We start from the raw sequence: 19,492 nt of genomic DNA on the forward strand, positions 1-19,492 counted from the left end.
TTAGGCGCAGTTACCCTAGGTTAGGCAAAAATCGGCGGGCGATAGAGATTTGAAATTGTTGCAGTTGGTGGCGTTAACGGCGCATTTTGAATTTTTTCAAAACTAGAGAAAAAGCCAAGCGTCTGAACTGACTGAGGTACATAAGTAAAAGCATGACAGGCATTAATCGGGCAAACACATTCAACCTCGCAGCAATCCATTGATGAAATATCACTTGTTGGCGAAGCCATTGAAGACATTGTTTCGACTTTCGACATTCTGTCTTGTTCCATTGAATGGTGCATCATGCCGTCTTGAGTCATCAAAGTCATATCGCATTCATGGGCAGCAAAAGCGGTCATTTGCCCATATGGCGAAACGACTAAACTTAAAAACAGCATGATTGAAACGATAAATTTAAACATAACAACTCAATTGAACTAACTGGTGCCAATGCTAAACAATTTTTGTCAGTATGGCAAAAGCTGTGATCATACTAAGAAAGCCTAGCAGAAAAGTATTTGCTGGCACAGCATGCACCAGCATACTTGGCATTTGCTTATATTCCAAAACAAAAAAACTTTGTCCTTCAAATCTAGCAAAGCGTTCAAAATAAGGTTTTAACTTCTTTAAGTAAGGTTCGAAGTAGGCTTTAATGGCGCTCAAATAGAACATACAGAAAGTTGATGCGCCCATTACTTCGACCATCAAAGTTAATTCCATTGCCACGAATATTTCTGGCCCTGCAAATACAAAAACAATCATCATAGCCAAGCTGTACCAGGAAAATTGTTTCATTTTTTCAATTAATTGTTTGAAAGAACTAATTAATAGCTTCATGCCCTCACTTCCTTTTCGTAACAGTAAAATTCTAAATTCAGATACTAGCAAAAAGCCGTTAAATATAAAAACCGATTAATTAACAAACAAATAACAACGCACTCCTTTAGTTATTTCTAAACTTATATTGAACGCCATAATCCAAAGGTGATGTTATGAGTAAACTAACTTTGGGAATTATTGGTGGGCTCTTAAGCGCAATTATTGGCTTTATTGCATGGCAGCAACTCACCCCGCCAGATCCATTCCTTGCTAGACAGGTGAAAACAATTGCACCTGCAGAAGATAACTATTTAATCGATTTTTACCCCCATATTTCTGAACACCAACGCCCTGAAGAGACTTACCCCTTTCCAATTCCGCTTGACGGAATCGGACCAGCAACCAATTTATATTCAGGGCCGAACCAATATCCTTTCTTTTGTATGTCAGTTGATTCAAAGGTTGGCCAGCCTGAGATCGATAATCAAGAGGGTCTTGGTGTGCCAGTGACAAGTGAAAGCGGTGAACTTTTAGGTTTCAGCAAAGATTGTGGTGTTAAATCGCACTTACAATACTTTGCCATCAATGCCGATAAACAGCCCGAAAAACTCACCATTGAACAGGCCAAAAACTATCAAGGAGCGCTATTTAGAGCTGAGCAAGGCACAATTAATCGCTTTATTTATACTATTGTCATGCCTATCAAGCCTGAAGAAGTGGGAGACAGATTAGCAAAGTCGCAATGGAACAATCGACTGGTGTATCAATTTAATGGCGGCTCAGGCATTGGCTTTCGACAAGGACGACAAAAAACCCATAAAGTCATGCAGCGCCAAGTAGACCAATTACTTGATGGTTATGCCATTATCAGCTCTAGCGGCAATAAAACTAGCTATACCTACAACATGCTACTAGCAGAAGACACTGCTAGGAGAGTTAAAAAGCAATTCACCAGTTTATATGGTGAGCCACTTTATACAGTCGGTGTAGGCGGCTCAGGTGGCGGCCTTGCGCAGTATCTGATCGCTCAAAATAGCACTGGCATTTTAGACGGCTTGCTGCCCCTTTATAGTTATCCGGATATGATCAGCCAAACCACCTATGCACTGGATTGCGACCTGTTAAACAACTATTTCACCTTTAGAGCCGATGATAGAAAGGCATGGCGAGACTGGGACAGACGCCGCTTAATTGAAGGCATGAATGCCATAAATGACTTTCCGCAACTGGCAGGTTTTTTGCAACCTCTAAATCAACTTATGGCCGGTTTTGTGCCTAGCTTCCCCGACGGTAACAGCGAATGTATAAACGGTTACTTTGGGCTATCAGCATATATCAACAACCCTAAACAGGGCTTTCTTAGACCTTTATTCGCAGACTCTGTGGTTGATCAAAATAATTGGAGTTATTGGCAAGATATGAAGCATGTGCTTGGTACAGACAAGCAAGGTTTTGGCCGTTCAACTTGGGACAACGTGGGGGTGCAATATGGGTTAAATGCACTTCTTGAGAATAAGATAAGTATCGAGGAGTTTTTTGATATTAACTACAACATTGGGGCTTGGAAGTCACAGCCCACCATGCAAGTAGAGCATATCATTACACCGCTAGGTCCTCACAAACCACTTTGGCTCTCCCTTTGGGGTAGTGAAAACATTTATGAAGCAAACCACGGCCCTGCCCAGCGCCATACTGCTAGTCTTGAAGCCATTGAGGCAGCTTATCGTTCAGGCCAAGTATTTATTGGCAAAGTTGACCTGCCAATCATTGATGCCAGACATTACCTTGAGAATGAGTTAGACATGCATCATATGTCAGCCTCTTTTTATAGCCGATTACGAATAGATAAAGCCAATGGCAATCATAAAAATCACATTATTTGGGTCGCCCATAAAGATCACGACCCAACACAAGCCGCGTTTACCATGATAGATAAGTGGCTTTTAAATCTAAAACAAAACCCTGACCTCAGTGTTTTTGATGCAAAGCCACTAGAGTTAGGCGATACCTGCTTCGAGGCCGATGGCAGTACCTATGCAAAAGGCGAAGACGTGTTTGACGGAAAGTGGAATCAAAAGTCAGACGGCGCTTGCCAGTCACGTTTTCCGATGTTCAGTACCAGCCGGATTGAATCAGGCGGTCCTTGGGCTGGCGATATTTTTAAGTGCTATTTAATTGATGTTGAAACAGCAATCGAAAAAGGCATGTATGGTTCTCATCGAATTGCTCAATTGAACGAGCAATTGAAGTCTGTTTTTCCTCATGGCGTTTGTGATTACGAACAGGGTGATATGGGGAGACCGAGTGATATTTAAGTTTAATATTAATACGCTGTATTCCAATAAAGAGGTAGTTCTGTAAAATCAGAACTACCTTTTATTTTTATAAGTTTAAGACCTATGCATTTGTTATTTTCTTATGGCACCTTACAGCAAGATAAAGTCCAATTAGACACCTTCGGTAGGCTGTTAAAAGGGCAAAAAGAGACTTTATTAGGCTATACCCTTGGGCAAGTTAAAATCACTGATGAAGCAGTTATTAAAAGCAGCGGTAAAGAATACCACCCAATACTTATCTCAACAGGGGATGTAAATGATCAAGTCGAGGGCAGCGCATTTTTGCTTACAAGCGAAGAGTTAAAGCATGCAGATAACTATGAGGTAGATGACTACCGACGTGTTGAAGCGACTCTTGCATCAGGTAAAAAATGCTGGATTTATGCTGCGGCAGAATAATCTACATACTCTTACATTTTTAAACTATTCGTGCTGAAAAAATGACACTATTATAAAACACTTAGAATATTTAAATTCTCAACAAAGTTTCTTCAGTAATGACGCTATAAGGGAAAAGATGATGCGCCGTTTATGCTATTTCATATTACCATTTGCACTTTCAGCACTAAGTGGTTGTTCTTCTGAAACAACTGAATCCGATAATGTAAAAACCCAAGCGATTTGGTCAAATATTTACGTAACATCAGGTGGAGAAGACAGTCGAGTTATCGCTGAACTGAATTTATCAGGAGAGTTTGGCAATAATATTAGTTTATCAAGTTCAGATACACTTGAGGCCACAGTTGCGAACGATACCAAAACCTTAGAAAAACATACTGAGGTATTTGATGTTGATTATCGAGCTGTATTTGAACAATTTAATGAGAATACCGAATATACTGTGAAGTTCGTTCGTTCAGAAGACAATATTACACTGACAAACACCCTCACCTTGCCAGCACCTTTTGAAATTCTTGCACCGCAAACTAACCAATCTTTTTCTAAAGAAGAGCAGCTTGTTATTGAGTGGTCTAACTTTAACAGCGGCGATAAATTAGATGTCAAACTCAGCTCAGCATGCAAATTAAAAGACGGCGCGACTCAGTTTAATAATGAATCATTTGACAATATTACTGATGATGGAAAGCTAACTATCGATTTAGACGCCCTAGATATGTTTAAAGATGAGAATTTAAATACCCGCCAAGATTGTACTGTTGATTTACTTATTGAACGATTCAGGTTAGGAAATGTAGACAGCAATTACGCAACCGGCAGCAAGAGTAGAGCATCTCAACAACGTCGTTTAAAAGACATCATAGTAACCTTGAGATAGCGAAATTATTTTATTTTAAGTTATAAGACCGTTAAATAAATTAACCTCACTGCTTTAAATTAGAACAAATACAATTCTCTTAAGAAGCTTTATAAATTTTAAAGCTTCTTAAAATCATAAGGTTAGAGTAAATACACTTCAAGCGACCAGTTAGTCATATTCCTGTAATAAAAATCCCCCATAATATCCACCATCTTATACAGCAACCTATTTAAAGTTATGAACCACTCACCGTTATTGCTCGGATTCACGCCCCGTACAATGAACGATTTAGACAACAACAATGTGCAACATACCTGTCAATACGACACATTAAAGTTAAATTATGCACAAGACGGCATAACCTTTAATTGTGTATTACCGTACGATGCACAGATCGGTGACGTGATTTCATTATCTGCAACTAAAACAGATGCAAGGTCGGAAAGTTTTAGCGCAGAAACAACTTTAACTAAAGCAGATTTAGAAAGCAAAAATGCCACTTTAAAACTGCTAGGTGAAGGTGATACAGACAAATATTTAATGCAGCTTAATTTACTTGGCTTGCATGGCTCGATAAAAAACTCAGCTGAGTTTAATGCATTAATTAAAAGCCAAGCAGTCAAAAGCAGTAAAATGAACCCTATTTCCCCTTGGCTCATTAGTGCTAAAAAGCAGGGGGCAAAACTTATGTCAGTGATGCTCTCAGGTTTTTAGATTACTAGGCTATTTTTCAGCCCCGCTATTTTAGTGGGGCTTTTTTCACCAATAAATAAAGCCCATAGGAATTATAAAACCTAGAGTGACTAATATCGCTCTTCTCCCCCACGGACTATATTTTCCTTTGACCATAAACAATGCGCTTATTGCTAGAAAAATAAGCAAGCCAGCAAATAAATCCGAAAAAACTATCCATGCTTTATGAGTTTCATTTAAATGCAATCTATTTATAGCTTGAAAAACCGGGCGAGCTTCAATATGTTCAAAAATAAGTTGGTGATTATCAAGGTTAAGGGTGATGTTACCATCACTTTTCAAAAACACTTTAAACTCAGTCGGTGAGGCCCAATACGTTGCTTTTACCTCTAACCCTTCATCGATATAGTTAAATATTTGCGAAAGTAAAATCTCATCACTCGTTTCATGCCACTTAGTAACGGGAGCTTGGATCAATTTATGTGTTACTTGATAGTTTGGATTCCAGTCATCTTTATGATTCACCGCAATACCAGATACAGCAAAAACTAAAACCATACCGATACAAAAATAGCCTACATCTCGATGTAGGCTTCTATTGAAACGATACCAATTAATGTTTCTCAACTTATTGATCAAGGATCGAAACCCCAGTAGGTACTAATTGATATATAACTAACGGCTCAGTGACAGAGGCAGGGTCAAACACTTCATTCTTAGCAATGGCTTGCTGAGCTTTAATTTGCTTTGTGCGCTCAAGGTCAAACTCGATTTTATTCAGTTTTCCGGTTGCGATAGCTTGACTGCCTTTTGCACTCATTGGGAAAACCATGTCGCCGTCTCTAACTTTAATTCTCAGATTTTCAAAACGTTTATCAGATGCTATCGTCATCCAGCAGCCTCGCTTTTTACAAACTCCTACAACAGTGCCTTTTATTGTTACAGGCGAACTTAGGTATTTGTCTGGCTGTGCCATAATGGTTGAAATTTTTGTCACGTTTTCCGCGTTAACTTCAGTGCCAAAGTTTATATTCTTAGCTAATGCCAAATCTGAAAAGCTTAATAATAAAGCCGCAACTAAGATAGATTTGTAATACATATTATTCCTTATTTATAGTCATAAAAATTGTGGTGAGGGCCTCTAGCAGGCAATGCAGTGATTGAATGTAAGAAAGCTTCAAGAGCTTTCATTTCTTCGTAGTTTAAATTTAAAGGCTTTAAAAGCTTTGATGTCACAGGAGACATTTCATCATTAGGGTCTTTAGTAAATTTAAATCCGCCCGCATTATAAACGTTTAATATCCCTTCCATATTGGCGAAACTCCCATTGTGCATCCAAGGCTTCGTATTCATAACACCACGTAAGCTTGGTGTTTTAAACTTACCAACATCATCTGCCTGTTTCGTCACCTTAAATCGGCCTAAATCTTCTAACTCACGTTTGTACCATGTAAGCCCTAGGTTATGAAATTTATTGTCACTAAACAATGGGCCCGAATGACAATTCATACATCGTGCTTTTGTTCTGAATAAATGCAGACCCCAGAGAGCCTGATCTGATAATTTCTTAGAAAATGCCAACTTGACTTTTTCATTTTTTTGCTTTGATGATTGTAAAAAATAGTCAAAGTCACTCGACCTAGACAAGATGGTTCGTTGATAAGTGGCAAGCGCTTTAGCAATGTCTGTTGCTTTTACCCTATCCGCATTGAATACTTTTTTAAATTCTGCTTTGTAAACTTCATTTTGATTAAGGCGTTGTTCCAACTCTTCAATTGAAAAATTCATTTCCACAGGATCTAAAATTGGCATTAAGGCTTGCTCCTCTAACGAAGCTGCTCTGCCGTCCCAAAATAACGTTTGCCAAAACGCTGAGTTTTCAATGCTTGGCGCGTTTCTTCTGCCTTTTAATCGATCATGACCAAAAGACACAGCGCGACCATCGGCCCAACCTAAATCTCTGTCATGGCAGCTTGCACAGGCAATTTGTCCTGAGCGAGACAGTCTAGGATCATGAAATAGCTTTTCTCCTAGAAGCACTTTTTCTTTACTAAAAGGATTAGCTTGCGGGAAAGTTGGTATTGGTATTAAACCAATCTCAACATGCTCAACGCCCTCATCTAAAGTTGGCTTTGGCCACAAGTGCGCTGGTTGCGAGTATTGCTCTCTTAAATTGTCGATATTTATATCATTTGCCAATGATAGCATTGGCAAAAATATAAATACCAAAGTGATGACGGTAGTAAAACGGTGCATGTTATTTATGCTTTAGCTCAAACATTTCTGGATCTTTAGCTGCCAATTTTTTTGCTGCATTTAACTGAGGTGCTTTTACTGTAATACAATGTTTTTTCTCATTTTCGCGAGCAGACACAAACTCAGTGCCTAGTTCATGCTTTTCTAATTGAATTGCATGAATATCGTTTGCAGGTTCGTAGCAAAGTGACGCAACAACAGCTGTGGTCAAAAGTAGTGATGTCATAGTGATATTTCCTATTATTTATATATGAAATTGATTTGTTTCTAATATGAGTAATTTAAGCCAAGCCAAAAACGCCGCCCAAGCTCTAAACCCGTCGAAAATGGCGCCACTTGGTAGGTGCGTTTGTTCAGTAAATTTTCACCTTCGAATGAGAAAGACAATGTGTGCTTACCAACAAGTGGTACTGAATACTTAACACTGCCACTCAATAACCAGTAAGCAGGTCTTTCTTGAATACTGTAAACTGGGTAGCGAGTTTCACTTGGCTGGCAACCATCACATAAAGATGAAGCACTCTTCACTGATTCAGTTGCGCCTGTGTTGTAAAGTGCATCTTGCTTAGAGTGATATCGGATAAATGAAGAAACAGACCAGTTTCCAAAGCGCCCACCCCAACTCAAGTTGGCAATAATGGGGCGATTAAAATCTTTTTTGACTAAATCAAGGTCATGTTTAGTCACCAACGCTAAATGCTCATAATTAACTGACGCATTCTTAATATTGCTGTTAGCAAGAAATACGAGCTCATCAGTGTTGTAGTCAAAGTTTAAAAAGCACTTTGGAAAATCCGGACAAGTGCGCGCTTCACCATCAAAGGTTTTTTCATCCGTGACATTCTTCACGTGTGATACGTTAAATTGCACATGCTGATTATCAAACGATGCCATCCAAGACAGTGAGTAACGATCATATTGACTGTAACCTGAGTTGGCGCCATACAGGATTGATTCTCCCGAATCATTAACCCCTTTTTCTCGATTAATTTGATCTTTATTGCGTCTGTTTATCCATTTCAACTCCACAGTGCCACCGAATAGTTGATGACGATAAGCCAGTGTAAATTCGTCACTATATGGGGTTTTCAAATCTTCGTAGACATGCCGATGCCCTCTGTTTTTCAAAGCGCTTTGCCAATTTAACACGCGATTATTAAATGCGGCTCTGTACTCGTTATAAGTAGGCAGTTTCGCTTCATTTAATTTGTAATTAAGGCCGTCATTAGAATAATAGCGACTCGCGCCAAAGACGAATTGAGCGTCATCATCAAAAAAGTTGTAAGACCCTCTAAACCTTGGAGAAACATTATGGTTTTTGAAAAAGTCATTGAAATCATAACGAAGACCCGTAGCAACAACTAAGTCTTGCCATTGTATTTCATGATCGACATAGGCCGAGAACTTGTTCATGTTTGCTTCAGACTCAGCGGCCGGTATGACGGTTCTGCCCTGAAAATACTGGCCAGAAGCAATAATATTCTCACTGTATAGAAGTAGCTCGCTTTCATCTGTGAAATCGAGCGGCCTTCCTAACTCTTGCTCTAGCTGTGAAAGCGATTTTTTATATTCACTCTCAATACAATCTATGCTGTAGCCTGCGCAGTTAATGTTCGCAGCAGAGACGGCATCATTGAAAGCAATAGAATCGTCTAATCGATTAAACTGTGAATATAAATACTCATATTCAAAACCAACATTGGTTTGATGAACTAAACCATTTGAGATTATCTCTGAAAACTCAAAATCATGTTTAAACAGTACTGAGCGTTGATTTTTCTCAATATCACCAAAGCCTCCTTCAAGGAAAGTTTTAGAGTAGTGAGACTCAGGAAGGGCTTTACCCGGTTGATTTAACCAAACAAACCAAGCTGGTGGCGCATCTTTTGAATTCTGGCTTTGTTTGTACACAAACAGGTTTTCAAAAGCCCCCCATGATCGTTCTCCCTCCCATTTTAAAGAGGCTTTTTGTCCGCCTCCCTTTACGGAATAAGGTGAATTTTTCGCAGTTTCAGCAAAGTACTCTCCACTGTATGGTCCATGAAAAAGATTTAAGGTAAGTGAGTCATTTGCTGTTAACTCATATTCAAATTTAAGCAGTGCATTATAGTTTTCTTGATGCTCAATCTTTAGATCTCCAACGCGTTCTACACTTTCTTTAGAGCTTAAAAGCTGAATTTGGGCAAGAAAGCTTAAGTCAGCTGTGATCGGCGATGACACATAAGCACTGTAAGCACTTTTTTCGAACACAGCATCTTCGTCTTTAAATCGACCTTCATGTTTGAGTGAATAAAACCGATTGTACTTTACAAAGCTGTCTGCAGTTTTTCTAAAACTAAAACCCGCTTCTAATTCATCAGCAATCTTTTTGGTGTCGGCGATCACAACGCCACCTGAAAACGCGCCATATTTTGCAGGGACATTGCTGTCATACACTTCAATGCTTTCAACCAACTCAAGATTCAAAAAAACTTCCTGACTGTGGCCAACAACGTCATCCAGAAGATCTTTATCTGACATTTCGCTTGAGTCATTTAACAAAGAGTTATTTGAAACACCATCGATTAAATAGGCAGTTTGTGCACCTGAAGCACCAGATATAGATACCTCTGATGGACGGATATTTGAAACCTGATCGGCCGATTGTGCTGATTCGGCATATTGCACACCGGGAAGTATTGCCAGTACCTCATTCAGATTGCCATTACCGAATCGATAGCCTTCGATCATTTTACGATTTAGGTTGTAGCGCCCCTTACTCGAGAAAGAGATGGGGTTAATTTTATCGCCACGTACTTCGATCACCTCAAGAAGTGAACCACATTTGTCTGACTTTGATTGCGTGTCGCATTTTACAAATTCAGACTGTTCAATTTGCTTTTGTGCTGTTGATGGCTTGCTTTCTTCATTTGAGAAAACAGGAGAAGTTAGCACAAGGCTAACCGCTCCTATACAAAGTGTATACTTCATGACTACTTTTTAGATGCATCTAGAGGATATGCGTCTTGGTCGTCATTGACACCATCATTATCACTATCAAGGTCTAACTCTATCCCAGAGTCAGTGATCATTTGCTCGGTTGCAAAAGGCGCAAAGAAGTTCGCTTTGCCATCACCATCTGTATCTACAGTCGCAATATTCGTTGTTACGAATTGATTCAAAACACTCAATGCATTGGCAACTTGGTTGATGATTGAATCTATTTCAACTTCACCTAAACCTGATTTATCTTTTAACGCAAGTGCTTGTTCAAATTGACCCAGCTTTATAAGTTGATCTGAAAACACTGTATAAAAAGTCGCTTTTTGCTGTACAGAGCCATTGACATCTAATCTGGCTATATTCCACGTAACTAGCTCTGCCCACAGCGCATTGGCTTTGTTTAGCTCCACAGCAAAGTTATCATTTTGACCCGCTGATTGCTTAATCGCACTTTGAAGGGCAACAAAGTTTAAATCTCTATATCTAGAGTTATTAAAAAAATCTTTTGTCAAAATAAATTGATATTCAGCATCAATATTAGTTTCAAGCTGCTTTATAAGCACAATAGCCTCAGCCAAAGATTGATTAGCTTTAGTGTGCAACCCACCTCTTGCCAAACTCACAGCAAGTTGCATCATGTCTTCCACTTTTTCGCTTAGCTCATTATCATCATATGCTTGAATAGACGCTTTTACTTTGGCAATCACTGGCTCTGCTTGGCTTTGTTGTCCAAGTAGCCCATGATGTTTAATTAAATCTAAATGTGCTTGCGCAACGTTTTCGATTAAAACATCTGTACCCTGAGGAGAAGAGTAATGTGTATTTGCAATGTCACGGCAAGTCGCAAGTGCATCAATCGCGTAAGTGTTATACTTTTGTTCAGCGGTTAACCTATTAAGCTTCATAAAAGTATCAAGAAGAAGGTTACAGCCCGTAACACCCGTAACAAATGGTGTTGTATCAAGATTTTGAGCTAGATATTTTTCGTCTTTCAGTACATTTAATGCTTCCAATGCAAACTTGCCAGCAGCCTCATAATGGCCCTGCTCAATTAAAATTGTTGAAGCACCAGGGCTTTTGCTACTGAAGGCTAATAAATTAGTAAATAGCGGCCTAAGGTTCTCATCATCACGGGTGTTAAGTACTTTTTGTAATGCGTCATCTTTATTTGTTGCATTACGAACACTCGCCAATAAACGTGCTTCTTCAGCCTCTTCAATCAGCATACTTCTGTAGAAACTGGCTTCGTCATATTTAACAGCTAAGATATCTTCTACGCTAAGTTCTGGATACAAAACGACAAAGCGCGGCGCCATATCAACTAATCCAAACGGGTATTCTACATGTGTTACGTCAGCATGCTCATCGGCAAGAATTGGGTAGTTTTCGTCAATGCCAGCTACACCATGTAGCGCTAAACCATCCAGTAAAGCAGGTTTCGCGGCTTCTAGCTCACCTAGCTTAATATAGTTATCAACTACATAACTTAGCGCTACTTGACGCACACTATGATAAAACTTACCCAAATTACCATTTCTGTCGTTACGAACTTCCCTTGCTGCAATCAATTTAGAGTAACCGTATAAACGGTCATTCATTTCAACAGCTCTTAGCCTGTCAGCTTCGTTACGGAATGATTGCCAGTATTCGATTTCTGCATCAACAGAATCTCTAAAAGCAAAGACCAGTCTTAATGCTTGTGTTGTCGCATCGCTATCTAGAATCGTCTTGAATAAAATATCAAGAATATTGTAGCTCTGATTGGCAAGCTCAAACTCACCGGCCTGCCTATAAGAAATTGCCAGTTCATCAAAAAACACTTGATCGTTTGAGCTGAAATTGGCCAACCCTTTATCTGCGATATGTTTCGTATAAAGGTTATTTGCTTTTAATCTGAGGGCATTTGCCTCTGTGTATAAGCCTTGATTGTTGTAATGATTTGAGACTGAAAGAAGTGCATCAGCAAGCTGCTCTTCTTTAACGATCGCACTTTCGGTTAAAAACCTTTCTACTTCTTTGGTTAAACCTGCAGCGGCATAGCCTGAAGCTAAATTTGCATTAAGTAAACCTAAGTTCACATCGTTTTTAACTTGTGACAGCATACTCTCTGCACGTTTTAGATGTGAGTGGCTACTTGCGTAATAGTAATATGCACGATCGGCATTGGTAGTTAGGCCTGTGGCTATCGCGATTTCTTTGCTAACAGAAGCGCCATTGCTATCTGTCACTGTTAACTCAAACTTATCTTCAGCAACGGTTAAAGACTGCGGCGTATAAGTAATTTCACCCGTTTGGCTATTTATTTCAAGTTCACCATTTTCAGGTGAATGAGTAATAGAATAGGTTAATAAATCTTGTTCAATATCAGTGGCAGACACTAAGCCTTTTTTGACTTCTGCACCACTGATCAAGACTTTATCAATTTCGATCACTGGCGCATCATTTACCGACTCAACATTGATTTTAAGTACTGTTTTAACCGTTTCAGTTCCATCAGTGACTGCTACTTCAAGGCTATCTTCACCAAAAAAGTTGTCATTCGGTGTGTAGTCTATCTTACCGGTCGAAGGGTCTAATTCAGCAATGCCGTTTGCTGGTGCATTCGCAATAGAATAAGTAAGAGTTTGAGCATCAGCATCTGATGCAGATACAGTTATTGAAGCTGAATTATCTTCTTGCAAAGATAAAGTGAATTCAGCCTGAGAGAATATTGGCGATGTGTTTTTGTCTGCTTCAGTTGAACTTGAGCCACAGGCGCTCAGCATGATTGCACTAACCGCAACAGAGAGTAGTTTTAGTTTCATTAGATTATCCCATTTAAAATCGAAACGGATCCTAATGATAATTATTATTATTAGCAATAACTAAATTAAATTGTTACATATAATAATTAGGAATAAAAAATCCCCACCATTAAACATTGAAATATAAAGAAAATTCTACTTTCTGTTAATTGAGCAGTAAGGTTATTAAAAAATACAGACATTTTTGTAAGAGAAGAATGAGTCAAATTAATAAAAAGAGCCCTAAAATTAGAGCTTTAACACTATTTTATTTATTCGACCAAATTGATTTGAAATTATTCAGGAAACGATAACTTTCCCATGCTTACGCCAATTTCAGTCGAATTACCAACTAAACACTCGTTTGCCAACACAGCAAATAAAATCGCTTCTTTTGCATCTGGGTCTAAATCAATTTTATTACTGTTTTCAATTACCACGTCAGTAGAGACTAATCCCTGAATTCTTTGCATCAATATTGGATTATGCACCCCACCACCACTGGCATACACGTTTAGTTTTTTACTTTCTGAAAGGTAATTTAGCTGCTCAGCTATTAGTAAAGCACTCAACTCACACAAGGTTGCCATAACATCTTCATGTTTCAAGTGGGTTGTATTTGAGCATTCCTGTGCAGTTTGTAAGTAAGCTAAATTAAATACCTCTGGTCCTGTTGATTTAGGGAGATCTAACCCAACAAAATCGTTATCTAAAAGCTTAGATAATAAAGCTTGGTTAACGCAGCCTTTAGAAGAAATAGCGCCATCACTATCAAACGCTTGGCCGAAGTGCTTCTGCATATAGGCGTCCATGATGGTGTTACCTGGACCCAAATCACTACACAGCATGTCGTTGAAGCTGCCTGCCTTTGGTAAATAAGTGATATTGGCGATGCCGCCTAGATTCAATAAAACACGGTGTTCAGAGTTCGATGAGAAGCAAAAGTAATCGCCAAACTGTGCAAGTGGCGCACCTTCACCGCCCGCTGCAATATGCTTTTGTCTGAAGTCGCTCAAAGTGACTATACCCGTCTCGACAGCAAGGTGATCACCATCACCGATTTGTAAGGTGGCATTACCAAAATCTTCATAATCATGCTGATGCTGAGGGCAGTGATAGATTGTTTGACCATGACTGGCTATGGCATCTATATCTTTGGGATTAACTTGCCACGCTTTTAAAGCTTGGTTGATCAGTTGACCGTGATACTTCCCTATCCAAGGGTTTAGAAGTGTGAGGTATTCTAGCGATACTTGTGGCTTGGCAAATACAGTTCTAATTTTACTTTTAACTTCATCAGGGTAATCAACTGTTTTGAAGTGTTTTAAAGTCACTTCTGTACCCGTGCCACAACCACTTATTTCACATATAGCGATGTCTAGCCCATCTAATGAGGTACCACTCATTAAACCAATAATCTGGCGTTTTGTTTTTTGTGAAACGTGGTATAACTGTTCAATGTTTTTGCGCACTTTTAAGCCCCAAACCCTAATTGTTTCACTTTACTCAGCACCTCTTGATAGCGAATATCTGTACAACACCCAAACCCAGCGCGTTGTCGAAATTTCGAAGATGTCGATAGAGGTGAAGTCATGCCTGTTAAGAAACGGGTGAGTATTGCTAAACTTGGCGCAACACCTATTTGCATTAAATGTTGCCTCAATGCATTCAAGTCATTTCTTAATGCTTCATCTGATGGGAACTCAGTTGATTTAGACTGCTCAAGTTTAGCAACTTGCCCTCGACACGCTGAGCAGTGACCGCACTGCTCTGGCGCATTTATGTCATCAAAATATCTTGCCAAGTTGTAACTCAAGCACGTATTTAACTCAAAGAAACGAAGCATAGCAGCAATACGCTTAACCTCAGCTTGCTCTTTTTCTATAAAATAGTCAGCAAGCTCTTTCGCTAAATCTGGCTGGGCTAACTTACTTTCATCAACTTGATACACTTGCATCATACGCTTTGATTCAAGTTCGATAAGCCCTTGCTCATGAAGATAATCTAAGGCGGCAACAATACGATTTCTATCTTGCCCTTGTTGCACTAAGGCTTGTATATCAACAGTGCCCCACACTTTTTTAAAGTGTGTATTAGCAAATATTTGCTGGATAAATTGCTGACGATTTGGATCAAACAGGCTTAAAATTTTGTGCTCCGTGTGCAACCATTTAAATCTAAAGTCGGCATAAAAGGCGTATTTAGCTTCAATCACATCTTTTAATTCAAGTTGTACCAACAGAGTTTTCAGCGCAAGGAGCCTTATATTACTGACCTTAGACGCACTAAGCTCCTGCATTTCCCATAAACCAAGCTGTTGCTGAGATTGAATTTCCTCAATCAGTGCTTGAATACTCGTTTGTTCAGGCGTATCGGCATATACAAAGTTCTCAAGCGTAGCAACACCATCTAAATTTGCTAGCGTGATACATTCTGAAAATTGTCCATCACGGCCTGCTCTCCCAATCTCTTGGCTATAATTCTCTATCGATTTTGGTAAATCATAGTGCACCACAAAACGGATATCAGATTTATCTATACCCATACCAAACGCGATAGTGGCAACTATCACTTGCTTTTGGTTACTCATGAAGTCATTTTGAATGCTTTGACGAAGTCCATCGTCTAAACCTGCATGATATGCAGCAGCATTAATGCCTGCAGCTTGTAATTGCTTTGCGACTTGCTCGGCTTGTTGTTGCAAAGTTACATAAACAATCCCAGCCCCAGTTTGCTGTTTTAAATAACCTATAAGTGCTGGGATTTTTTCTTCTTCAGAGTAAGCATAAACACTTAAATCTAGATTAGCGCGATAAAAGCCAGTTTGAACAATATGCTCAGGTTTTATATCAAAACGTCTTGCCATGTCGTGCTTTACTTTTTTTGTGGCTGTTGCAGTTAATAACAACACCAGTGGAATATCTAATTCGTTACGATAGTCAGGTAATTTGAGATAATCAGGTCTAAAGTTATGACCCCATTCAGAGATACAGTGCGCTTCATCAACAACCAGCATAGAAATTGGTACTTGCTTAATGAATTCTCTAAAACGCTCATTTTTAAAACGCTCAACCGAGATCATCAATACCTTTGTGCTGCCATTTCTGACATTTTGCATTACTAACTGACTTTCTTCTCGGCTTAACGTGGAATCTAAACTCGCAGCATTTATACCTTTGCTTTTTAAAAACTCTAGCTGATCTTTCATTAACGCCAGTAAAGGTGAAATCACTAAAGTTAAATCGGGTAACTGTAAGGCTGTTAGTTGATAGCATAGGGACTTGCCTGAACCCGTAGGGAAGATAGCTAGGCTAGAATGGCCGTTTACTAACTGGGTAATTGTTTGTTCTTGGCCTGGTCTAAATTCTGAGAAGCCAAAATATTGCGCTAAGGTTTGATGAAGCACCGACTCGGTCATGATGCGAAATTCCATGTTTACAACTGCTTAGCTAAGATAGCATATTATCAACCCCAAATAATACCGACGAGCTTATCATCAGGGTTGATATACCAACTGTTTCATGTGGTGTTTAGCGTTTAAAACGCACGACTAATTCAACCATATCTTTTGATACCTGCGACATTTCTTCACTAGATTGCTCAACGTTAGAAGCACTTTGAAGACTATCACCAGCTAAGGCCGCGATATTGACCACTTGCTGATTAATGTCATCAGAAACACTCGCTTGTTGCTCTATTGCTGCTGCAATTTGCAATGACATGTCATTAATTTTATCTATTGACTCGTTAATTTGTGCTAATACATTGGTACTCTGTATTAAATGTGCCATCCCCTGATTTGACTCTTGCTCACCTTGCTCAGCAACATTCACCGCTTGTGATGTACTGTGAGAAAGTTCATTGATGATCCCTTGAATCTCTTGTGTTGATTGCTGCGTTCTTTGCGCCAAATTACGTACCTCATCCGCCACAACAGCGAAACCTCTCCCCTGCTCTCCTGCTCTTGCAGCTTCAATTGCAGCATTCAGTGCCAATAGATTAGTTTGTTCAGCAATTTGTTCGATAAACTGAGCTGCATCAGCAATTCTAGAGGTTTGCTTTGATACGCCCTCTACCGAATGTTTAATATTTAAAACTGTTGCAGTCAAAGACGCCATGGCTCCTTTAGTTTGCTCGCTCAGTTGAGCACTTTTTTCTGCTAGATCATGAGACTCACCAGCTTGCTCAGCTGTTGCCTGAACATGACTTGATACATCGTTGATTGTCATGGTCATTTCATTCATTGCGGTTGCAACCTGTTCAGTTTTGAGCTGTTGTTGCTGTAACTGCTCTGTGGCGTTGTGGGCCATTTTCAAAGATACTGTTGCACCACTAGACACTTGTTTGGCAGCTTCATCGATTCTCGTAACGACTGTATCTAGATGTGCTTTTTCACTTAAAATTCTGACGTGTAAGTCTGCAATATCACTGGGGTAAGTTGAGTAAACTTGTTTTGATATGTCATCGCTAAAACTACTCGATAGTTCTTGACTTAAGGATTTAAAATAGAGATTTTTTTGTCGGCTTTTCAATACCAAAGAAATAAGTGTCGCTAAGATTGTCGCTATAAAAGCAGGTACTTGATAACCGGAAAAAAAGGCAACACTCGCTAGCAAAAGTAAAGCACCAAGCATTAAATAATAAGGGTCTAAGTTTAAATTCAGCTTGTTGGTGTTGTTATTATTTACTGCATTATAAATCGCTTCTGCACGCTTCACAGCATCAGCATCCGGTACGCTTCTAACAGACTCATAACCGACTACTTTACCATTCTCTGTTACAGGCGTTACATAGGCATTAACCCAGTAAAAATCACCATTTTTACAGCGGTTTTTAACTATGCCCATCCAAGGTTTGCCTTGTTTCAACTCTGTCCACATTGTTCTAAATGCAAGTTCAGGCATATCGGGATGGCGCACTAAGTTATGTGGTTGACCAATCAACTCTTCTCTTGAGAAGCCACTAACTTGCACAAAATGTTCGTTACACTCGGTAATATTACCATGCAGATCGGTTACAGAAATAAGTTTGATATTAGATGAAAAAGTCTTTTGATTTGCAGTGATTGGCTGGTTATTTCTCATTGTTCCCCTTACTGAACTAGTATTGAGCATTTTTAGCAAAGTCTAGGGGAGCGAAATCTACTAATAAATTATTTATTTATCAAACTTTAATTATTATTTTACACCAAAATAAATACTAAAGGATTAATAATTACACACTCGACACAATGAAAATAAATATGATCTTCATTTTAGTGTCGTACGTACTAAAAATCTTGTAAAATTAGAGTATTACCCTGCCGTTTCCAAAAATTGATAATGGTACCCACTAAAGGAGCAATTTGTGTCTCGATTTTCTGCTGTCACAGACAACCCACATGAAGGTCGCTTTAATAAAAAAACTGGTATTCTAGTGACAAACTTAGGAAGCCCAGATGCACCAACAGCAAAGGCGCTTCGAGTATATTTGGCCGAATTTTTGTCTGATCCTAGAATCGTAGAGATCCCTCGTCTTATTTGGTTGATGATTTTACACGGCATAATCTTAAGAGTTAGGCCTAAGAAGTCAGCGAAAGCCTACCAAAGTATTTGGACTGAAAATGGCTCCCCGCTTATTGATATTTCTCAGCAACAATCAGACAAAATTGCTGAAAAGTTAAAGGCTAATAACCATAACGTAGAAGTCGAACTTGCCATGCGTTATGGCAACCCTTCAATTGAAGCTGGTTTAGAAAAACTGAGAGATAAAGGTATAACACGAATTGTTATTTTTCCTTTATATCCTCAATACTCAAGCCCAACAACGGGTTCAACATTCGATGCAGTTGCACGTGTATTAAAAAAATGGCGTTGGGTACCCGAATTACACTTTATCAATGGGTATCATACTAACCCTCTCTACATTGAGTCACTTGCGAATAGCATTAGAGAAGACTTAGAAAAAAATGGGACACCGCAAAAAGTTGTTTTCTCTTACCATGGTATGCCAAAACAATTTTTAGATCACGGTGACCCGTATCACTGCCTATGTCATCAAACCACGCGGTTAGTTGTTGAAAAATTAGGTTTAAATAAAGAGCTAGTAATGACCACTTTCCAGAGCCGTTTTGGTAAGGCCGAGTGGCTGAAGCCTTATACTGATGCAACCCTTGAATCCTTTCCAAGCGACGGGATAAAGGATATTGCTATAATCAGTCCTGCATTTAGCGCTGATTGTTTAGAAACATTAGAAGAGCTAGAAGAAGAAAATCGCGAGATTTTCGAAGAAGCAGGTGGAGAAAAATACCGCTACATTGCTGCATTAAATGACAGAGATGATCATATCAATGCACTTTATGATGTATTAAAACCAAATCTTTAAAGTTTAATTACTGACTGGTT

General features: G+C 39.1%; 16 protein-coding genes. 5 read left to right on the forward strand and 11 right to left on the reverse strand.

The window, feature by feature from the left end:
- Positions 1 to 20 precede the first annotated feature (20 nt).
- Complete coding sequence (locus CWB72_RS16680) at positions 21 to 404, reverse strand: hypothetical protein (RefSeq protein WP_138633721.1); 384 nt, start codon at positions 402 to 404, stop codon at positions 21 to 23.
- 31 nt (positions 405 to 435) lie between these two features.
- Positions 436 to 819 carry a hypothetical protein gene (locus CWB72_RS16685; protein WP_138633724.1) on the reverse strand — a complete coding sequence of 128 codons (384 nt, stop codon included), beginning with the start codon at positions 817 to 819 and terminating at the stop codon, positions 436 to 438.
- Positions 820 to 974: 155 nt separating this feature from the next.
- Here CWB72_RS16685 and CWB72_RS16690 point away from each other — a divergent pair, with 155 nt between their 5' ends.
- The 4 genes from CWB72_RS16690 to CWB72_RS16705 all read left to right on the forward strand — a co-directional run bounded on the left by CWB72_RS16690 (position 975) and on the right by CWB72_RS16705 (position 5,109).
- Positions 975 to 3,116: a DUF6351 family protein gene (locus tag CWB72_RS16690; RefSeq protein ID WP_138633727.1), complete on the forward strand. Its 2,142-nt coding sequence runs from the start codon at positions 975 to 977 to the stop codon at positions 3,114 to 3,116.
- Between the two features lie 84 nt (positions 3,117 to 3,200).
- Positions 3,201 to 3,536, forward strand: a complete 336-nt coding sequence (locus CWB72_RS16695; RefSeq protein WP_138633730.1) for a gamma-glutamylcyclotransferase family protein — start codon at positions 3,201 to 3,203, stop codon at positions 3,534 to 3,536.
- 118 nt (positions 3,537 to 3,654) lie between these two features.
- Positions 3,655 to 4,413, forward strand: a complete 759-nt coding sequence (locus CWB72_RS16700) for a hypothetical protein (RefSeq protein ID WP_138633733.1) — start codon at positions 3,655 to 3,657, stop codon at positions 4,411 to 4,413.
- A 219-nt stretch (positions 4,414 to 4,632) separates the two neighbouring features.
- Complete coding sequence (locus CWB72_RS16705) at positions 4,633 to 5,109, forward strand: hypothetical protein (RefSeq protein WP_138633736.1); 477 nt, start codon at positions 4,633 to 4,635, stop codon at positions 5,107 to 5,109.
- A 45-nt stretch (positions 5,110 to 5,154) separates the two neighbouring features.
- Here the strand turns inward: CWB72_RS16705 and CWB72_RS16710 are convergent, their stop codons facing one another.
- The 9 genes from CWB72_RS16710 to CWB72_RS16750 form a co-directional block, all read right to left on the reverse strand.
- Entirely contained in the window at positions 5,155 to 5,727 is a 573-nt protein-coding gene (locus tag CWB72_RS16710; RefSeq protein WP_289508454.1) for a PepSY-associated TM helix domain-containing protein, read from the reverse strand.
- Positions 5,717 to 6,187 carry a DUF4920 domain-containing protein gene (locus CWB72_RS16715; RefSeq protein ID WP_138633739.1) on the reverse strand — a complete coding sequence of 157 codons (471 nt, stop codon included), beginning with the start codon at positions 6,185 to 6,187 and terminating at the stop codon, positions 5,717 to 5,719. The genes CWB72_RS16710 and CWB72_RS16715 overlap by 11 nt, the downstream gene beginning before the upstream one ends.
- 8 nt (positions 6,188 to 6,195) lie before the next feature.
- Entirely contained in the window at positions 6,196 to 7,344 is a 1,149-nt protein-coding gene (locus CWB72_RS16720; protein WP_138633742.1) for a cytochrome-c peroxidase, read from the reverse strand.
- A gap of 1 nt (position 7,345) precedes the next feature.
- Entirely contained in the window at positions 7,346 to 7,570 is a 225-nt protein-coding gene (locus tag CWB72_RS16725; RefSeq protein ID WP_138633745.1) for a hypothetical protein, read from the reverse strand.
- 41 nt (positions 7,571 to 7,611) lie between these two features.
- Positions 7,612 to 10,314 (reverse strand): TonB-dependent receptor plug domain-containing protein, encoded by a 2,703-nt coding sequence (locus CWB72_RS16730; protein WP_138633747.1) that lies wholly within the window; start codon positions 10,312 to 10,314, stop codon positions 7,612 to 7,614.
- Positions 10,315 to 10,316: 2 nt separating this feature from the next.
- A complete protein-coding gene (locus CWB72_RS16735; RefSeq protein WP_138633750.1) occupies positions 10,317 to 13,130 on the reverse strand; it encodes a cadherin-like domain-containing protein in 2,814 nt (937 codons plus the stop codon).
- A gap of 275 nt (positions 13,131 to 13,405) precedes the next feature.
- A complete protein-coding gene (locus CWB72_RS16740) occupies positions 13,406 to 14,581 on the reverse strand; it encodes an anhydro-N-acetylmuramic acid kinase (RefSeq protein ID WP_138633753.1) in 1,176 nt (391 codons plus the stop codon).
- 2 nt (positions 14,582 to 14,583) lie between these two features.
- Complete coding sequence (locus tag CWB72_RS16745) at positions 14,584 to 16,542, reverse strand: RecQ family ATP-dependent DNA helicase (protein ID WP_436409863.1); 1,959 nt, start codon at positions 16,540 to 16,542, stop codon at positions 14,584 to 14,586.
- Between the two features lie 97 nt (positions 16,543 to 16,639).
- Positions 16,640 to 18,193 carry a methyl-accepting chemotaxis protein gene (locus CWB72_RS16750; RefSeq protein ID WP_138633756.1) on the reverse strand — a complete coding sequence of 518 codons (1,554 nt, stop codon included), beginning with the start codon at positions 18,191 to 18,193 and terminating at the stop codon, positions 16,640 to 16,642.
- Between the two features lie 262 nt (positions 18,194 to 18,455).
- On the opposite strand from CWB72_RS16750, the gene hemH reads away from it, so the two are divergent.
- Entirely contained in the window at positions 18,456 to 19,472 is a 1,017-nt protein-coding gene (gene hemH / locus CWB72_RS16755) for a ferrochelatase (protein ID WP_138633759.1), read from the forward strand.
- Positions 19,473 to 19,492 lie beyond the last annotated feature (20 nt).

This window comes from Pseudoalteromonas phenolica (assembly GCF_005886345.1).
Lineage (GTDB): Bacteria > Pseudomonadota > Gammaproteobacteria > Enterobacterales > Alteromonadaceae > Pseudoalteromonas > Pseudoalteromonas phenolica_A.

Bases quoted from the DNA above. Each gene is read 5' to 3' on its own strand.
- CWB72_RS16685 (WP_138633724.1), bottom strand. From the start codon at position 819: ATGAAGCTATTAATTAGTTCTTTCAAACAATTAATTGAAAAAATGAAA.
- CWB72_RS16750 (WP_138633756.1), bottom strand. From the start codon at position 18,193: ATGAGAAATAACCAGCCAATCACTGCAAATCAAAAGACTTTTTCATCT.
- CWB72_RS16700 (WP_138633733.1), top strand. From the start codon at position 3,655: ATGATGCGCCGTTTATGCTATTTCATATTACCATTTGCACTTTCAGCA.
- CWB72_RS16730 (WP_138633747.1), bottom strand. From the start codon at position 10,314: ATGAAGTATACACTTTGTATAGGAGCGGTTAGCCTTGTGCTAACTTCT.
- CWB72_RS16690 (WP_138633727.1), top strand. From the start codon at position 975: ATGAGTAAACTAACTTTGGGAATTATTGGTGGGCTCTTAAGCGCAATT.
- CWB72_RS16695 (WP_138633730.1), top strand. From the start codon at position 3,201: ATGCATTTGTTATTTTCTTATGGCACCTTACAGCAAGATAAAGTCCAA.
- CWB72_RS16720 (WP_138633742.1), bottom strand. From the start codon at position 7,344: ATGCACCGTTTTACTACCGTCATCACTTTGGTATTTATATTTTTGCCA.
- CWB72_RS16705 (WP_138633736.1), top strand. From the start codon at position 4,633: ATGAACCACTCACCGTTATTGCTCGGATTCACGCCCCGTACAATGAAC.
- CWB72_RS16745 (WP_436409863.1), bottom strand. From the start codon at position 16,542: ATGGAATTTCGCATCATGACCGAGTCGGTGCTTCATCAAACCTTAGCG.
- CWB72_RS16735 (WP_138633750.1), bottom strand. From the start codon at position 13,130: ATGAAACTAAAACTACTCTCTGTTGCGGTTAGTGCAATCATGCTGAGC.
- CWB72_RS16680 (WP_138633721.1), bottom strand. From the start codon at position 404: ATGTTTAAATTTATCGTTTCAATCATGCTGTTTTTAAGTTTAGTCGTT.
- CWB72_RS16715 (WP_138633739.1), bottom strand. From the start codon at position 6,187: ATGTATTACAAATCTATCTTAGTTGCGGCTTTATTATTAAGCTTTTCA.
- CWB72_RS16725 (WP_138633745.1), bottom strand. From the start codon at position 7,570: ATGACATCACTACTTTTGACCACAGCTGTTGTTGCGTCACTTTGCTAC.